The organism is Streptomyces sp. GbtcB6 (assembly GCF_019091475.1).
In the GTDB taxonomy this organism is placed as follows: Bacteria; Actinomycetota; Actinomycetes; order Streptomycetales; family Streptomycetaceae; genus Streptomyces; species Streptomyces hyaluromycini.
This window is the reverse complement of record NZ_JAGXJL010000106.1, coordinates 1-13,900: the sequence shown is the minus strand read 5'-3', so window position 1 is coordinate 13,900 and position 13,900 is coordinate 1. Positions and strand designations below refer to the sequence as shown.

At 72.2% G+C, this 13,900-nt stretch carries 16 protein-coding genes and 1 pseudogene; 6 read left to right on the top strand and 11 right to left on the bottom strand.

From position 1 onward, the window contains the following. Positions 1–519 (bottom strand): AraC family transcriptional regulator (locus KVT45_RS53540; protein ID WP_217562158.1); only part of this gene is annotated, 519 nt, incomplete at its 3' end. A 160-nt stretch (positions 520–679) separates the two neighbouring features. On the opposite strand from KVT45_RS53540, the gene KVT45_RS57440 reads away from it, so the two are divergent. Beyond that, on the top strand, positions 680–838 hold the full coding sequence (locus KVT45_RS57440; RefSeq protein WP_254648692.1) for a hypothetical protein: 159 nt from the start codon (positions 680–682) through the stop codon (positions 836–838). Next, complete coding sequence (locus tag KVT45_RS53535; RefSeq protein ID WP_308311158.1) at positions 839–2,176, top strand: MFS transporter; 1,338 nt, start codon at positions 839–841, stop codon at positions 2,174–2,176. It abuts the gene before it with no gap. Positions 2,177–2,462: 286 nt separating this feature from the next. Here KVT45_RS53535 and KVT45_RS53530 read toward each other — a convergent pair whose 3' ends face one another. The 8 genes from KVT45_RS53530 to KVT45_RS53495 all read right to left on the bottom strand — a co-directional run bounded on the left by KVT45_RS53530 (position 2,463) and on the right by KVT45_RS53495 (position 7,792). Continuing rightward, the gene (locus KVT45_RS53530) at positions 2,463–2,750 is read right to left on the bottom strand and encodes an SCO5918 family protein (RefSeq protein ID WP_217562156.1); all 288 of its coding nucleotides are present in this window, start codon (positions 2,748–2,750) and stop codon (positions 2,463–2,465) included. Positions 2,751–2,847: 97 nt separating this feature from the next. Next, positions 2,848–3,186, bottom strand: coding sequence for a hypothetical protein (locus KVT45_RS53525; protein ID WP_217562159.1), 339 nt, complete (start codon positions 3,184–3,186; stop codon positions 2,848–2,850). A 166-nt stretch (positions 3,187–3,352) separates the two neighbouring features. Next, positions 3,353–4,888 carry a DEAD/DEAH box helicase gene (locus KVT45_RS53520; RefSeq protein WP_217562154.1) on the bottom strand — a complete coding sequence of 512 codons (1,536 nt, stop codon included), beginning with the start codon at positions 4,886–4,888 and terminating at the stop codon, positions 3,353–3,355. Between the two features lie 289 nt (positions 4,889–5,177). Continuing rightward, positions 5,178–5,381, bottom strand: coding sequence for a cold-shock protein (locus KVT45_RS53515; RefSeq protein ID WP_007383480.1), 204 nt, complete (start codon positions 5,379–5,381; stop codon positions 5,178–5,180). A 231-nt stretch (positions 5,382–5,612) separates the two neighbouring features. Then, a complete protein-coding gene (locus KVT45_RS53510) occupies positions 5,613–5,951 on the bottom strand; it encodes a MerR family transcriptional regulator (RefSeq protein ID WP_217562152.1) in 339 nt (112 codons plus the stop codon). Positions 5,952–6,160: 209 nt separating this feature from the next. Beyond that, positions 6,161–6,583, bottom strand: coding sequence for an STAS domain-containing protein (locus tag KVT45_RS53505; RefSeq protein ID WP_217562150.1), 423 nt, complete (start codon positions 6,581–6,583; stop codon positions 6,161–6,163). After that, positions 6,580–7,011, bottom strand: a complete 432-nt coding sequence (locus KVT45_RS53500) for a DUF5994 family protein (RefSeq protein WP_217562148.1) — start codon at positions 7,009–7,011, stop codon at positions 6,580–6,582. Before KVT45_RS53500 ends, KVT45_RS53505 begins: the two co-directional genes overlap by 4 nt. Positions 7,012–7,447: 436 nt before the next feature. Continuing rightward, positions 7,448–7,792: a hypothetical protein gene (locus KVT45_RS53495; RefSeq protein WP_217562146.1), complete on the bottom strand. Its 345-nt coding sequence runs from the start codon at positions 7,790–7,792 to the stop codon at positions 7,448–7,450. Positions 7,793–8,052: 260 nt separating this feature from the next. Between KVT45_RS53495 and KVT45_RS53490 the strand changes: the two genes are divergently transcribed. The 4 genes from KVT45_RS53490 to KVT45_RS53475 all read left to right on the top strand — a co-directional run bounded on the left by KVT45_RS53490 (position 8,053) and on the right by KVT45_RS53475 (position 9,771). Beyond that, entirely contained in the window at positions 8,053–8,289 is a 237-nt protein-coding gene (locus KVT45_RS53490) for a hypothetical protein (protein ID WP_217562144.1), read from the top strand. Beyond that, entirely contained in the window at positions 8,286–8,432 is a 147-nt protein-coding gene (locus tag KVT45_RS58315; RefSeq protein ID WP_217562142.1) for a hypothetical protein, read from the top strand. The genes KVT45_RS53490 and KVT45_RS58315 overlap by 4 nt, the downstream gene beginning before the upstream one ends. 41 nt (positions 8,433–8,473) lie before the next feature. Continuing rightward, positions 8,474–8,878, top strand: a complete 405-nt coding sequence (locus KVT45_RS53480) for a DUF5994 family protein (RefSeq protein WP_217562140.1) — start codon at positions 8,474–8,476, stop codon at positions 8,876–8,878. Between the two features lie 212 nt (positions 8,879–9,090). Next, positions 9,091–9,771, top strand: coding sequence for a hypothetical protein (locus KVT45_RS53475; RefSeq protein ID WP_217562138.1), 681 nt, complete (start codon positions 9,091–9,093; stop codon positions 9,769–9,771). 19 nt (positions 9,772–9,790) lie between these two features. Here KVT45_RS53475 and KVT45_RS53470 read toward each other — a convergent pair whose 3' ends face one another. Beyond that, positions 9,791–11,620 (bottom strand): SpoIIE family protein phosphatase, encoded by a 1,830-nt coding sequence (locus tag KVT45_RS53470; protein ID WP_254648691.1) that lies wholly within the window; start codon positions 11,618–11,620, stop codon positions 9,791–9,793. A 293-nt stretch (positions 11,621–11,913) separates the two neighbouring features. Further along, positions 11,914–13,900 (bottom strand): annotated as a pseudogene (locus KVT45_RS53465) (regulator); the annotation flags it as partial.

The window sequence follows — 13,900 nt, the reverse complement described above, 5'->3', positions numbered from 1 at the left end:
GCCGAAGTCGGTACGGACGATGTGCAGGCACAGGTCCAGCGCCGCGGCCAGCCCGGCCGAGGTCACCACCGGTCCCTCCTGCAGGTACAGCACGTCCGGCCGGACGGTGACCCGGGGAAAACGGCGGCGCAGTTCGGCCGCGTACGTCCAGTACGTGGTGGCGCGCCGCCCGTCCCGCAGTCCGGCCTGCGCCAGCACGAAGACGCTGCCGCACACGGAGGCGATCCGCTTGCCGTCGGCGGCCGCCTCCCGCAGTGCCCCGAGCAGTTTCGGATCCGCCTCCTCGCGGCCGCCCGCGCCCACCACCAGCACCGAGTCGGCCGCTTCCAGGGCCTCCAAGCCGTGCCGCAGCACGATCTGCAGGGGGCCGGTGCCCACGTCCGTACCGGCCCGCGCGGTGCAGGGCACCACTTCGTAACAGGGCAGCCCGTCCACCTGGGCCAGACCGAAGGCCATCTCCGGGATGGACAGTTCGGCGGCGGTCACGGGAGGCACGGCGAGCAGGGCGATCCGGTGCATGACGCGATCCTCCGCATGTCTGTCACTTGGGGCCCTCGTGGACATGTCCCGCTCATTTCAGAGTAGGTGGGGTCGCCCGTCGGGCTCGCACTCTCACGACCAACACCACCCCCTGGATCCTCTGTTCCGCCGTTCCGTTCCTCAAGAAGGGCATACGACCATGGTCGCTGCACCGGACCAGGTGAGCCGGCGGCTGGGCCTGCGGCTTGCGCTGCTCGCCTTCGCACAGCTCATCGCCACCATCGACGTCAACATCGTCTTCATCGCGCTCCCTGACATCGGACGCGAACTGGGGTTCAACGCACAGTCGCTGCAGTGAGTGGTCAGCGCCTACGTCGTCGGCCTCGGCGGCTTCCTGCTGCTGGGCGGACGCGCCGTGGACCGGTTCGGGCCGCGCCGGATGTTCTCCCTGGCCATGGCCCTGTACGCGCTGTCGTCCCTGGTCGGCGGGGTCTCCTCGGACCAGGGGCTGCTGGTCGGCGCGCGCTTCGTACAGGGACTCGGCGGTGCCCTGGTCACCCCCGCCACGCTGAAGCTGATCTACCTCAACTTCACCGAGGGCGGTGAGCGCAACCGTGCGGTGGGCGTGTGGGGCGCGGCGGGCGGCGCGGGCCTGTCCGTCGGCGCACTGCTCGGCGGTGTGCTCACCAACTACCTCGGCTGGTCCTGGGTGTTCTTCGTGAACGTGCCTCTCGCACTGATCGCCGCCGCGGCGGCACCCCGGGTACTCGTGGCCGACCCGCCCTCCGCGACGAAGGACAAGAAGTTCGACCTGCTGGGCGCCCTGATCGCCACGGCCGGCCTGACCCTCGTCGTCTTCGGGCTGGTCAGCGGGCCGGACAAGGGCTGGGGCACCTTCGCGGGCGCGGGCACCGTCGCGGGCGGCGCCGTCCTGCTCGTGCTGTTCGTGGTGCTGGAGGCGCGCACCCGGGATCCGCTGGTTCCCCTGCGGATGTTCGGCAACCGCAACCTGCTCACGACGATGATCGTGATCTTCGTCTTCCAGGGCGCGCTCAGCTATACGTACTACCTGTTCACCACCTACCTGCAGAACGGCCTCGGCTACGACGCCCTGGACGCGGGCCTCGCGTTCGTGCCGGCCACGGCGATCTCGATGTTCTCCGCCCTGAAGGTCACCCCGAAGGTGATCGGCACGTGGGGGGTGCGCGCCGCGGTGGTGAGCGGGGTACTGCTCACCGCGATCGGGCTCGCCGGCGTCTCCGCGAGCCTCACCGACGGCGGGTCCTACGTGTGGATGCTGCCGGGAGCGCTGGTGTGGGGGCTGGGCGGCGGGCTCGGCTTCCCGCCGATGTTCGTGGCCGCCGCGCAGGGTGTGCCGCCCGCCGAGCAGGGGGTGGCCTCCGGTCTGGTGTCGACGTTCCGGCAGGTCGGCGGCGCCATGGGGCTCGCCGTGCTGGTGGCCGTCGCCAACGCGGGGCTGGACATCCGCGCGGGCGCGCATCCGCCGGTCTCCGACGTCATCGACGGTCTGCGCGTCTCCGGTTGGGTCGCGGCCGCACTCACCGCTCTCTCCGCGCTGGCCGCCCTCACCCTGCGCAAACCCGCCCCGGCCCCGGCGCCCGCCCCCGGAACTGCGGCTGCGCGGGTTCCTGCTTCTCGACCGGGCGACGTGCCGCCTCTACCTGGACGCCCCTGAATCACAGGACGCACGGCTCCGTCGCGGTCGGGGTGACAGCGGTGCACACCGCTCTCCCGGTCCTTCTCCTGGGCGAGCTGGAACGCATGAGCAAGGACGTCCACGACCCCTACGGGCAACTGCCGCACGGCGCCGAGAACCGCTTCGCGAGTATCGCCCCCGCCCCGGAAGCCCAGCAGCCGCCGGAGCGGGCCCGGCCGTGTCCGGCCCGCTCACAGACCGAGTGCCGGATCCTCGGTTTCCCGGCCGGCGAACGGCACATGAGTCGCCGTGACCCCGGAGATCGTCACCAGCCGAGCGCGTCCTCGTCGGCCCGCGCGTCCCGGGGCGGCATGACCGGGCGCGCGTCGTGGCAGGTGAAGCCGAGCCGGGTCAGCGCGCGGCGCATCTCGAACGACGTGAAGTCCCGGCGGTTCTGCCTGGTGATCACTTCCCCGACCTGCATCACGGGGTAGATCTGGCCGTCGATGGTCACGGACACGCCGGTGACGGGTTCGGGGGTGATGCCGTCCATCGACTGCTCGACCTCGCTCTTGGTCAGGTCGAAGGGGAAACGGGCGATGACACAGCGCATGGATGCCTCCGCGGGGATGGGTGGGAACGCCGGGGAACGGCGGCTCTGGAAACGGCTCTGGAGGGGCCGGACGCGCGGCGGCGGCCGGGCGGGACGGTCAGGGGGTGAGCGCGAGGACGCCCAGGGCGTAGCCGTGCTCGTCGACCACGGGAGAGACGTTCAGGATCCGTATCCGCATGGCGGCTTCCGCCTCGCCGAGTGCCGCCGTCGACGCGGTGAACGGTCCGCGGTCCAGCGGGATGTCCCGCAGCCGGGTCCGGTCGCTGAACCACGAGCCGCCACGGTGTGCGGCGAGCTGGGCCCGGGTGACCAGGCCCGCGCACCGCCCGTCCTCGTCCTGGAGGAGCAGGTGCGGGACCCGGGCGCCGATGAGCACGGACAGGGCCACGTCGACCGCCATGTGGTCGTCGACCTGCGGACCGGGAGGGTGCAGCATGGCGTCGCGGGCGGTGAGACCGGTGCCGTCGGCCTTGCCGGACCGGTGTGCTCGGGGCGGAATCGGCGTCGTCTGCGTCAAGGGCTTCTCCTCTTCGTCGGGGCGGTCAGGAGGGCGGCGTCTCGGCGTGACTGCTGGGAGCGGGCGCGCGTTCCGCGTGCCTGGGCTATGTGGTGGACCTGGGGGCGGAGCGGCGCGCCGGGGCCGCGGCCCGGCCGTTCCCGCCCCGTCCAGCGGCCCGGCCCCGGCGGTCACGGCCGGCGGATCCCTTGCCCTCGCGTGGTGCGGCGACCGGTGCGGGGATGGTGACCGGCACGCCGGACGGGGGCCGGGCGCCGGTGATGGCATGCAGTTCGGCCGCGCCGGGACGGATCCGGGCGGTACGCGGGGTGATGCCCGCGTCGGCCATCAGACGGTCCATCGCACGGCGCTGGTGCGGCAGGACGAGGGTGACGACGGTGCCCGACTCGCCCGCGCGGGCGGTGCGGCCGCCGCGGTGCAGGTAGTCCTTGTGGTCGCCGGGAGGGTCGACGTTCACGACGAGGTCGAGTTGGTCGACGTGGATTCCGCGGGCCGCGACGTTGGTGGCCACCAGGGCCGTGACGTGGCCGTCCTTGAACCGGGCGAGCGTCCGGTTGCGCTGCGGCTGGGACTTGCCGCCGTGCAGGGCCGAGGCGCGCACTCCGACGGACAGCAGGTGCTCGGTCAGCCGGTCGACCGCGTGCTTGGTGTCCAGGAACATGATCACGCGTCCGTCGCGGGCGGCGATCTCGGCCACGGTGGTGTCCTTGTCGGCGTCACGCACGTGCAGCAGATGGTGCGCCATGGTGGTGACGCTGCCCGCCGGCGGGTCGACCGAGTGCACCACGGGGTCGTGGAGGTAGCGGCGCACCAGCAGGTCGATGTCACCGTCCAGGGTGGCCGAGAACAGCAACCGCTGCCCGCCGGAAGGGACTTGGTCGAGCAGTGTGGTCACCTGCGGCATGAAGCCCATGTCGGCCATCTGGTCGGCCTCGTCGAGGACGGTGACAGCGACCTGGTCCAGCCGGCAGTCTCCTCGCTCGATGAGGTCCTTGAGACGGCCGGGTGTCGCGACGACGACCTCGGCCGCGCCGCGCAGGGCACTCGCCTGACGGCCGATCGACATGCCGCCCACCACAGTGGCGAGCCGCAGTCCCAGGGCGCGGGCGTAGGGCGTGAGCGCGTCGGTGACCTGCTGGGCCAGTTCCCGGGTGGGGACGAGGACGAGGGCGAGCGGCTGCCGGGGCTGGGCGCGCTGCCCGTCGAGGCGGGCCAGCACCGGCAGGCCGAAGGCGAGCGTCTTGCCCGAGCCCGTACGACCGCGGCCCAGGACGTCCCGGCCGGCGAGTGCGTTCGGCAGGGTGGCCGCCTGGATCGGGAAGGGCACGGTCACGCCCTCGGCACGGAGCGCGGCCAGCAGCGGTGCGGGCATGTCCAGTTCGGCGAACGCCTCGACCGCGGGCAGCGGCTCGGTCAGGGTGACCGGCGCGGCGAACTCCTGTCGGCGTGCGGCGGAGTGCGCTCCCTGGCCGCTCTTGCGCCCGGTGCCCGGACGCGGACCCGACCGGCCCGTCTCCTGCGCGCGGAAGCGGCTGTCGCGGGCGGGGGCTGTGGAGCGTGTGGAACTCCGGTCCGCGCGGTGGCGGCCGGAACTGCCGCCGGTGCGACGGGTGCGGTTCATGAAGGAACCTTCCTCGATGCGGCGTATCGAGGAATTCCGTCCGACGGCGGGCGGCCGTACGAGGAATCACAAGAATGGGCCGAAGAAAAAATCAGAAAGCGGGGCCTCTCGGTACTCAAGCCGGGGCCGTCATCGATCCGGAGATCCCGGAATCGGATTCCAGGCAGCCGGGTACAGGAGTCTCCTGACCCGGTGCCCGGGCAACGCAATGGCTGGAGCCCGCACCCCAAGAGCGCGGGCCCCAGCCATGTGATGCGCGAGCCAGTGGCCCGCGGCGTTCGCGTCGGCGTCAGGCGGGAACGATGTTCTCGGCCTGCGGGCCCTTCTGGCCCTGCGTGACGTCGAAGGTAACCTTCTGGCCTTCCTGAAGCTCACGGAAGCCGGAGGTGGCGATGTTCGAGTAGTGGGCGAACACGTCGGCGCCGCCACCGTCCTGCTCGATGAAGCCAAATCCCTTTTCCGCGTTGAACCACTTCACGGTGCCAGATGCCATATTGAATCTCCCTCGGGGGGCAGTACCGGACTCCGCACTTTACGGAACCGAGTCGCCGCGATGATCACCCCTCCGGAAAGATCCGGAAAGCTCTGCAAAGAAAAAATTCTCTGGCAACCAAAACTGCAACTGCTATCACGTTAACACAGTCCGGGAGGAACCGGCCATACGTTTTCGCGTCCGCCGGGCAATTCCTGCCCCGCCGGAGTCCGCATTTCTGTACCGGCGGAACTAGATATGCGCATCGCCCTCGTCCAGCTTCCGGCGCATTTCCCGGTTCAGGCGGAGGGCGTCGTCCAGCTGGTCCTCGAGGGAGATGATGCGGCACGCGGCCTCGATGGGGGTGCCCTGGCCGACCAGCTCGCGAGCGCGGGCGGCGACCAGCAACTGACGGCGGGAGTAGCGGCGGTGACCGCCTTCCGAGCGCAGGGGGGTGATCAGCCCGGCCTCACCGACGGCCCTCAGGAAGGCGGGGGTGGTGCCGAGCACGTCAGCGGCCCGCCCCATGGTGTAGGCGGGGTAGTCGTCATCGTCGAGGTTGCCGACGACAGGGCCGTTCTCGGCGGGCATGACACCTTCGTTCCGGGAGCGCTACGGAGGGACCCAGGTGTGCGTGGCACCTGTCGCTCCGAAGGAATCAGCGCCATCTGCGTCGTCCCACAACCCTAGCGCCGGCAGGCACGGACATGTGGCCTCGCCGTGACAGACTTTCTGCCGTTTGCACCCCGATGTCCGTCCGCCGGCCTGCCACGTGCGGCAAGGTGAGCCGACACACGTCGTCACCGGCCGTCGAGCAAGGCGCGGATCCGGGCACGGTACGCCGTCGCGTCGGCCGTTCGTCCCTCCCAGGCGTCCTGTGCGTTCGCATAGGCGGGAAAGCGGCCGAGCATGCCGGTGCTGCGGAAGACCAGGTGGGTCGTGTGGTTGTCGTAGACGACGCGGATCCAGCCGCCCCGGGCGCGGCAGTCGGACCACGCCTGGCACAGCGGCGGCAGAATGCTGCAGTCGGCGAAGGTGACCTCGCTCAGGTCCACGATGACCAGGAGCCGTCCGGGCCGGGCCGCGCGGACCTCGGCCAGGGCGCGCACCAGTGGTGCCACGGTCTGCGCGTCCAGTTCGCCGTACGCGCGGACGATGCGGCACTCCTCGAAGAGCGCGGGCGCTTCGCCCGGAGGGGGTTCCCCCGGCGCGGCGGGCCTCACTCCGTCTCTCCCGCCCTACCCCTGGGGCGACCGTCGTCGGCGGCGGCGAGCAGTCGGGCGGCCGTCCCGGCGGACTCCCCGGGCGGGACGACCAGGAGCACCAGGCGCCCCACGGTGCCGCAGTCCAGGGTGATGACGTGCGCCCCGCTTCCCGGGCCGGCCGGCTCCACGGCGATCACCCGGCCGGGCGCCATGACCGTCCGCGGGGCGTCCGGCCAATCGGAGAGGTCCACGGTGACCCGCACCTGGGCGTCCGGAACCGGTTCCAACTCATCGACGAGCGAGGGCAGTTCAAGCTCCAGGACGGCACAGCGCGGCCACCAGGCGCCATCCAGCGGGCCGCTTCCGACACCCCGGGTGAGGCTCAGGCGGGGCATGGGCATCCCGTACGTGTGCGCGTCGGCAGCCGGAGTCGTGCTGGGTCCCATCGTGCGATCCCGTCCCGGGCGCCGTGGCCAAGCCGCCCGATGCGTCGCTCGCCGGGAACGGCACCGCTGACCGCGCTGCGCGAAAAGCTCTCGGTACCGTCAGGCTACTCCTGGCCGAGGGAGAAGCGGACGGGCCCGGTCCCGGCAACCGCGCCCGCTCCGTCGTCACCCGACCGTCCGGTTCCGCCGGCCGCTCCTACCACTCCTGCACCTCCCGCTCCTCCCGTACCTCCCGTACCTCCCGTACCTCCACCAGGCGAATCAGCTGCCGGTGTGTCCGCGAGACGCCGGCCGACTCGGCCCGGAGCCCACGAAAGCCGCGCAGGGCCGGAGCCCAGGGAAGAAGCTCGCCTCCCTCCGGAGGCTCGCCTCGTGCCGTCGTCGGAAAGGGGCGGCGCGAGCCCCCGCCCCCCCTCCGGCGGAAGCCTGCCGCCGGCTACGTCCGCAGCAGCCGTTGGGTGAGCTCCCGGTACTGCCGCAGCGCGTCCCGCAGCTCGGTGGAGTCTGTTTCGGGGTCCCGGTCCTGCCAGCCGGCGCGGAGCACCCGCCGCATCTCCGAAAGGGCGTTCGCGAGCTGGGCGGCGGCTTCGTCGAAGGCTCCCTCGGCCTCCTCCAGCGCCTGGCGCGGGGTGTCCGCGAAGGTGTTGACGGCGTGTCCGAGGCGGCGCACGATCTCGTCCCGTTCTGCCGCGGGGAGCAGCGGCTCCGGTCCCGTGGTGCGGCGTCCGCCCGGGCCCGGGGACCGGTCCGGGGGCTGCTGGGCGCGTGTCTGGTCGTACATCGTCGTGTGTACCGCTTCCGTTTGCGATGGGGGGCACCGCCTGGAGGCGCCCTTCGCCTTCTCGACGGCCTGCTTCAGGCTTCCGGAGACCCGGTCGGCCCTGCCCTTCATGACCCTCAGCCGTCCCGCCAGTCAACGTCCGGCGACGATGCGTGTCAACGCGACACCGGCCCGAGTGCCTCCGGCCGAAGGCCGCTGATCAGCGGAATCCGGGTATCCCCTCAACCCGAGGAGTACGGTGGGCGGAGCGAGGGTGCGTCGTGCCTATCCGACAGGTCGTCACCAGCACACCACCCATCCCCCAGGGGCAGTCCGTGACCCCGGCCGCCACCTCCGTCCCAGCGGCCTTCGCCCAGGTCGAGGACGCCTCCATGCAGCCCAGCCCCGTTCACGCCCACCCCGCCGGACACCGCCGCGCCGTGGCCGGGACCTGTCCGCACCGCACTGCTCCGCCACGTCGCCCGGAGCGTCGGCTCGCCGTGCCGCGTGCTCGGTGAACGCACCTTCCGCACCCGACGGCACGGCAATTGCCACCAACCTCCACCACACAGACCGCTCCAGCGCCCGGCACGGCGTCGACCGCGGCCGGACGGACTCCTCGGCCGCCGTCATCCGCCTCCTGGAACGCCTCGGCCCCTGACGGCAACCACGCATCCGCCCAAGGAAGTTGGCAGCAGCCTCATGACCACCGCCCTGCAACCACCGCTTCCCTCCCACCCCGTCCTCCGCCTGCGGCTGGCGCCCCGCAGCGACCTGCCCCGGTCCATCGACGGAGCATGGTGGCCGCGCTCCTACGACCTCCTCGTGGAACTCCCGCGGCTGCTGGCCGGGTTGCCGCGCGAGTGGGGCCATATCACCAGTGCCACCGTCAACGGTGCGGTGTGGTCCGCGGCGCCCGGCCGGATACTCGTCTCCAACCAGGTCGTACGACTGCGCAGAGCACTGGCGGCGAGCACCCCGCACACCGTCGTCCTGCTCGCCCCCGGCCGAGGGCGCTGGGACCTTGTGGTCGTGCCTCCGGACACCGCCGAGGACGCTGCCGAACCGCTCATGGCGGCCGCGGCGGACGCCCTCGGGGAAGGCTGACCCGGCCGGTCCGCCACCCGGCTCGGCCGGTCGGCTGCCGCGCTCCTCGGCGACCGCCGGGGCGGGCCCGGCCGGGAGTACGGTGGAGAGACCGAGGGCATGCCGTGCACCGCCTCCGACACCGGTGCCGTTCTCGGGGATCGAAGACGCCGGGTCGGCCTTCACCCGTGCCCGGGGCAGGGTTGCTCATGCCCGCGCATGTGTTCCTCCCGATGACGTTGACCCTCCCCGCGCTCCGACCCGCACGGGGCAGGCCGCGTACGCGTCTGCCGGGCGCGCCGAGGGCGGAGCGCAGCTCCTCGCCCGCGGTGGCGGAACGCGTCCGACCGCTGACCCGCTGCCAGGTCGCGGACCGTCTGCAGGAGCTGGGCGACCTGTACGCGGAGACCTCCGGTGGCGACCCGTGGGCCTGGAACGAGGCGCGTGCGGCCTTCCTGCTCCATCTCGCGGCCGACGCACGACGACCGGGGTTCTCGCTGCTGATCGCGGAGACCACCGCCCTGGCCGGATACGCCTACGGCTTCCCCACGGCCGGCGCAGGTCCGTGGTGGGCGGGGTTCGACGGACACGTCGGGGGGAGTCTGCTTCGCCGCGCCGCCTCCGGTGGGCTCTTCGTCGTCTCCGGAATCGTGGTGCCGCCTCGCGTGCGCCGGGAGTACAAGGACCAGGTCTGGAACCTCGCCCGGCGCCTGCAGCGGCGACTGCTCACCGACCACGGCGCCGCGCTCGGCGTCGCGCTGGTGGACACCCGGGACGACAGGACGGTTGAAACCATGCGTTCCTGGGGCTGGCGGTACCCAGGAGACGACACCCTCCCGGCCGTGCCACTGACGGTGCCGCTGGCCGTGCCGCCCGGTCCGTTCCGCGTTCTGGTACTGGCTCCGGGGACGTGAGCGGCCACCTCCCCATGGATCACACCTCGGCCCCGGTCAGGGGCACAGGCAAACGCAGGGCGAGGAGGGCGATGTCGTCGGTGCTGCCGAGCGGCATCCGGGCCGCCAGCCGGTCACACAGCGTGTCCAGCGGTTCGTGGACGAGCGTGAGAGCGTGTCGGCGCAGTCGGCCGAGCCCGGTGTCCAGGTCGCTGCCGGGAGACTCGATCAGGCCGTCGGTGTAGAGCAGGAGCGTGGACCCCGGCGACAGGGCGTGGGCGGCGCTCGGCCGACGGCCGCCGCCGCGCAGCTGGGTTCCGAGGATCAGTCCCTGCCCGGCTTCGAGGTACTGCGCGTTCCCGTCGGGTGTCAGCAGCAGGGGCGGCGGGTGCCCGGCACTGGTCCAGCGCAGCGTCCAGGGACCGGTGTCCGGGCCCTCCACCCGGGCGAGGACGAGGGTGGCCATCGACACGGTCGTGATGGCGTGCATGGCGTCGTCGAGGCGGTCCACGACGGCACCGGTCGGCCCGATGTGGTCCCAGGCGAGGGAGCGCAGGACGCCCTGCAACTGCGCCATGCCGGCCGCGGCGGTCAGATCGTGGCCCACGACATCGCCGATGACCAGGGCGAGCGTGCCGTCCCGCAGCGTGAACGCGTCGTACCAGTCGCCGCCGACCTGCGAGCCGGCCGGAGCGGGCTGGTACCGGGCCGCCAGCTGGATCCGGCCGTGCTCGGGCAGCGGGGGAAGGAGGTTGCGCTGCATGGCCTCGGCGACCGCGCGCTGCTGGCCGAACCGGCGGGCGTTGTCGATGACCAGGCCGACCCGGCGGCCGATGTCGCTCACCACGTCCAGATCGCCGGTGTCGAAGGGCCGGGCCGGGTCCGTGCGCACCAGTGTCAGGGCACCGGTGACCTGCCGTCTGCTCCCCAGCGGCACGGTGATGACGGAGGCCGCGCCGGTCGCTCGGAGGAAGGCGTCGTGGACGGTGGCCAGCGGGGAGTCGGACGGTGCGTCCAGGTCCGCCCGGTCCTGCAGGACGGGGCCGCCTCCGTTCAGCACCTGGACCAGGGGCGAGTGGACCGCCTCGCCGGCAGGGGGCAGATGGCCGCGCCAGTCCTCCTGCCCGGCGTCACGGCCCTCGGGGCCGGTCACCGCCACCCGGTGCACCTGCCGGGAGCCGACCCGCAGGTCCACCGCGGCCCAGTCGGCGAGGCGGGGAACCAGGAGCCGGCCCAACCGGGCGAGAGCCTCGTCGACTTCCAGGGTCTGGCCGAGCACATCGGTGATCTCCGCGACGAGTGTCAACCGCTCGGCGAGACTCTCCAGAGCGCTCGTATGAGCGGCTCGTTCCGCCTGTTCCCCCTGCTCCGCACGCTCCAGGCGTTCTGCACGTTCCGCACGTTCCGCACGTTCCGCACGCTCCGCGCGTTCCCTGCGGGCACGGCGGTCGGCCACCGTCTCGACGATCAGCACGACCATGCCCGGGGAGACGCCGGAGACGCCGGAGACGTCGACGGCCGTCAGAGGCGTGGCCGACCAGGAGATCGGGATCAGCCGACCGTCCCCGCGCAGACACCTGTCGTCGTCCCCGCGTGCCGAACGCCCCTCGGCCAGCGCCAGCAGCAGCGGGCAGCGCTCTCGCGGTACGAGGTCGCCTCCCGGGTCCCGATGGCACAGGTCATGCAGGTCCCGCCCGTACACCGCCGCTGCCGGGCGGCCCAGCAGCCGCTCGGCGGCCGGGTTGACCGCGACGATCCGGCCGGCCGGGTCGATCACGGCCATGGCCGTGCCCAGCTGCTCCACCACCTGCTGCCACAGACCTGGCTCCACCGCCGACAGCCGCCTCTCGTCCTCTCCGCCGGACCTCAAGCCCTCGACCGCACCGCCACCGTCCTTCCCGCACCGACCGCACCGACCGCACCGACCGCCAGAGACGTCGTGCCCCGATGGTCCCCCGCCGAGTACCCATCCGCACGGCCGACACAGCGGTGCCTCCGCGACACCCCGGTACGGATCGCACCGGTCGTCGCGGTCCGCGCGGTGCCGTAGGCGTGTCCGGCCACGGCTTTCCCGTGGCGGGGGGCCAGTCAGCCCGCGGCGGCCGGTCCCCGGACCCGGCACCAGGCTCGGGGCTTCGGTCGCTCCGGCCCAGAACGCGGTCTTCAGTGCCTGCCGCCGTACTCCGTCTCGGGTACGCCGATGTCCGAGAAGATGGCCCATGCCTGTCGCCTCATCAGTTCGGCGGCGGCCCCGTCGGTCTTCCGGCGGGCGCGGGCGAGTGCCATGAGGGTGCCGGCTTCACCCAGTCGGTGGCCGGTCTCGCGGTGTACGACGAGAGCCTCCTGGCCGAGCTCGACGGCTTGGCCGTGTGTTTCCCCGGCCTCCGCCGTCTGGCACAGGGCTGTCAGGGCCTGGCCCTCCACCACGCGGAACGAGTGACCGCGGGCCAGGGCCAGCGCCTGTTCGGCGTGCTGGCGGGCCTCGTCGTACCGGCCCGCATCCTTGTGGGTGAGGGAGAGACACAGCAGGCTGTCCGCCTCGGCTCGTCTGAATCGCGCCTCGCGGGCCAGGGCGAGAGCCTGCTCGCCGGCCCGAACAGCCCGGTCCAGCTGGACCAGTCGTCGGCGGGCTGCTGCGATCGTGTTGAGGATGCCGGACTGGACCCAGTGTCGTTTCGTCTCCTCGACCAGCGCGTACGCCCGCTCGGCCTGCTCCAGCCCTTCCTCGTGGCGGCCGAGTTCGATATTGATCTTCGCGAGGGCGGCGAGCATCATCGCGTGGCCGTCGCGGTAACCTGCCCGTTTGTCGGAGGCCACCTCCGGGCCGAGGAGGCCGAGTCCGTCGGTGAGACGGCCGAGTTCCCAGTACACCCCGCCCAGGATCTGCAGGGCCGAGCTGGCGTTCCACCAGCTGACCTCTGCCTCGAGCCCGACGGCACGTTCGAGGTGACCGGCGGCCTCGTGCAGTCGGCCCAGATCCCGACAGGCCATACCGAGGCCGACCAGTCCGAAGCCTTCGAAGTAGCGATTCCCGGTCTGACGGAAGATGCGGAGGCCGGCGGTGAGATCGTCGTGCGCACTGTCGAGGCGCGCCATGCTCCACTTCGCGAAGCCTCTGAGGCCGAGACCCGAGGCCTCGCCCATCGCCCAACCGAGCTCCCGGCTGATGTCCAGTGCGCGGGTGGCGTGTTCCATCACCTGTCGGACATGCCCCCGGTCCCACCGCGCCGCAGCGAGGCTGGAGTGCATCGCTGCCTGGCCGAACAGATCACTCTCGGCCTCGGCCGCGTCCAGTGCCGTCTGCGCGGTGGTCTGCCAGGTCTTCCGTGGCAGATGGATCCAGAAGTCGCTGAACAGTGCGGAGGCCAGGTGCCAGGCGACGGGACGGGGGCCGTGGTGGGCGGCATGGTTGATGACGGCGAGCAGATTCGCCCGTTCCGCGTCCAGCCATGGTCCGGCGGCGGTGGCCGACGGCATGCCCGGGTGCCCGCCGGGACGGAGGCTGCCGGGCAGCTCGGGAAAGAGCCCGGCCCCCGCGGTGGTCCGGGTGGCGTTCAGGTACCAGATCAGAAGTCGTTCAAGGGCGGCTGCACGGTCCGGCACCGCCTCCTCCGCCACCGCACGCTCCTGTGCGTACTCGCGGAGGAGATCGTGGAACCGATAACGCCCCGCCGTCGCGGGCTCGATCAGGTGGGCCGAGACCAGCGCACCGACCAGACGCCGGGCCTGCGACAGCGGCGCGTCCAGGAGCGCCGCCGCGACCTCGGGGGTGAACTCCGCCCCGGGGAACAGGCCGAGCAGCCGGAACAGCCGACGTGCGCCGGGGGCCAGAACCCGGTACGACACCGAAAACGCCGTACGCAAAGGAGAGTTGGCGTCGCTGTCCGGCTCCAGTGCCTCCAGCTTGCTGCCCTCGGTCATCTCGGCGACGAGGTCGGCCGTCCGCAGGGCCGGGTCGTCCGCGAGCCTGGCGGCGGCCACGCGCAGGGCCAGGGGGAGGCTGCCGCAGAGCAGGATCAGTTCGTCGACCGCGTGTCTGTCGTCGTCGATCCGGTCCGTGCCGAGGGTCCGGCTCAGCAGTGCGCGGGCCTCGTCCGGCTGGAGGAGGTCCAGCGGCAGGGCGTGGGCGCCGTTGTGGGCCACGAGATCG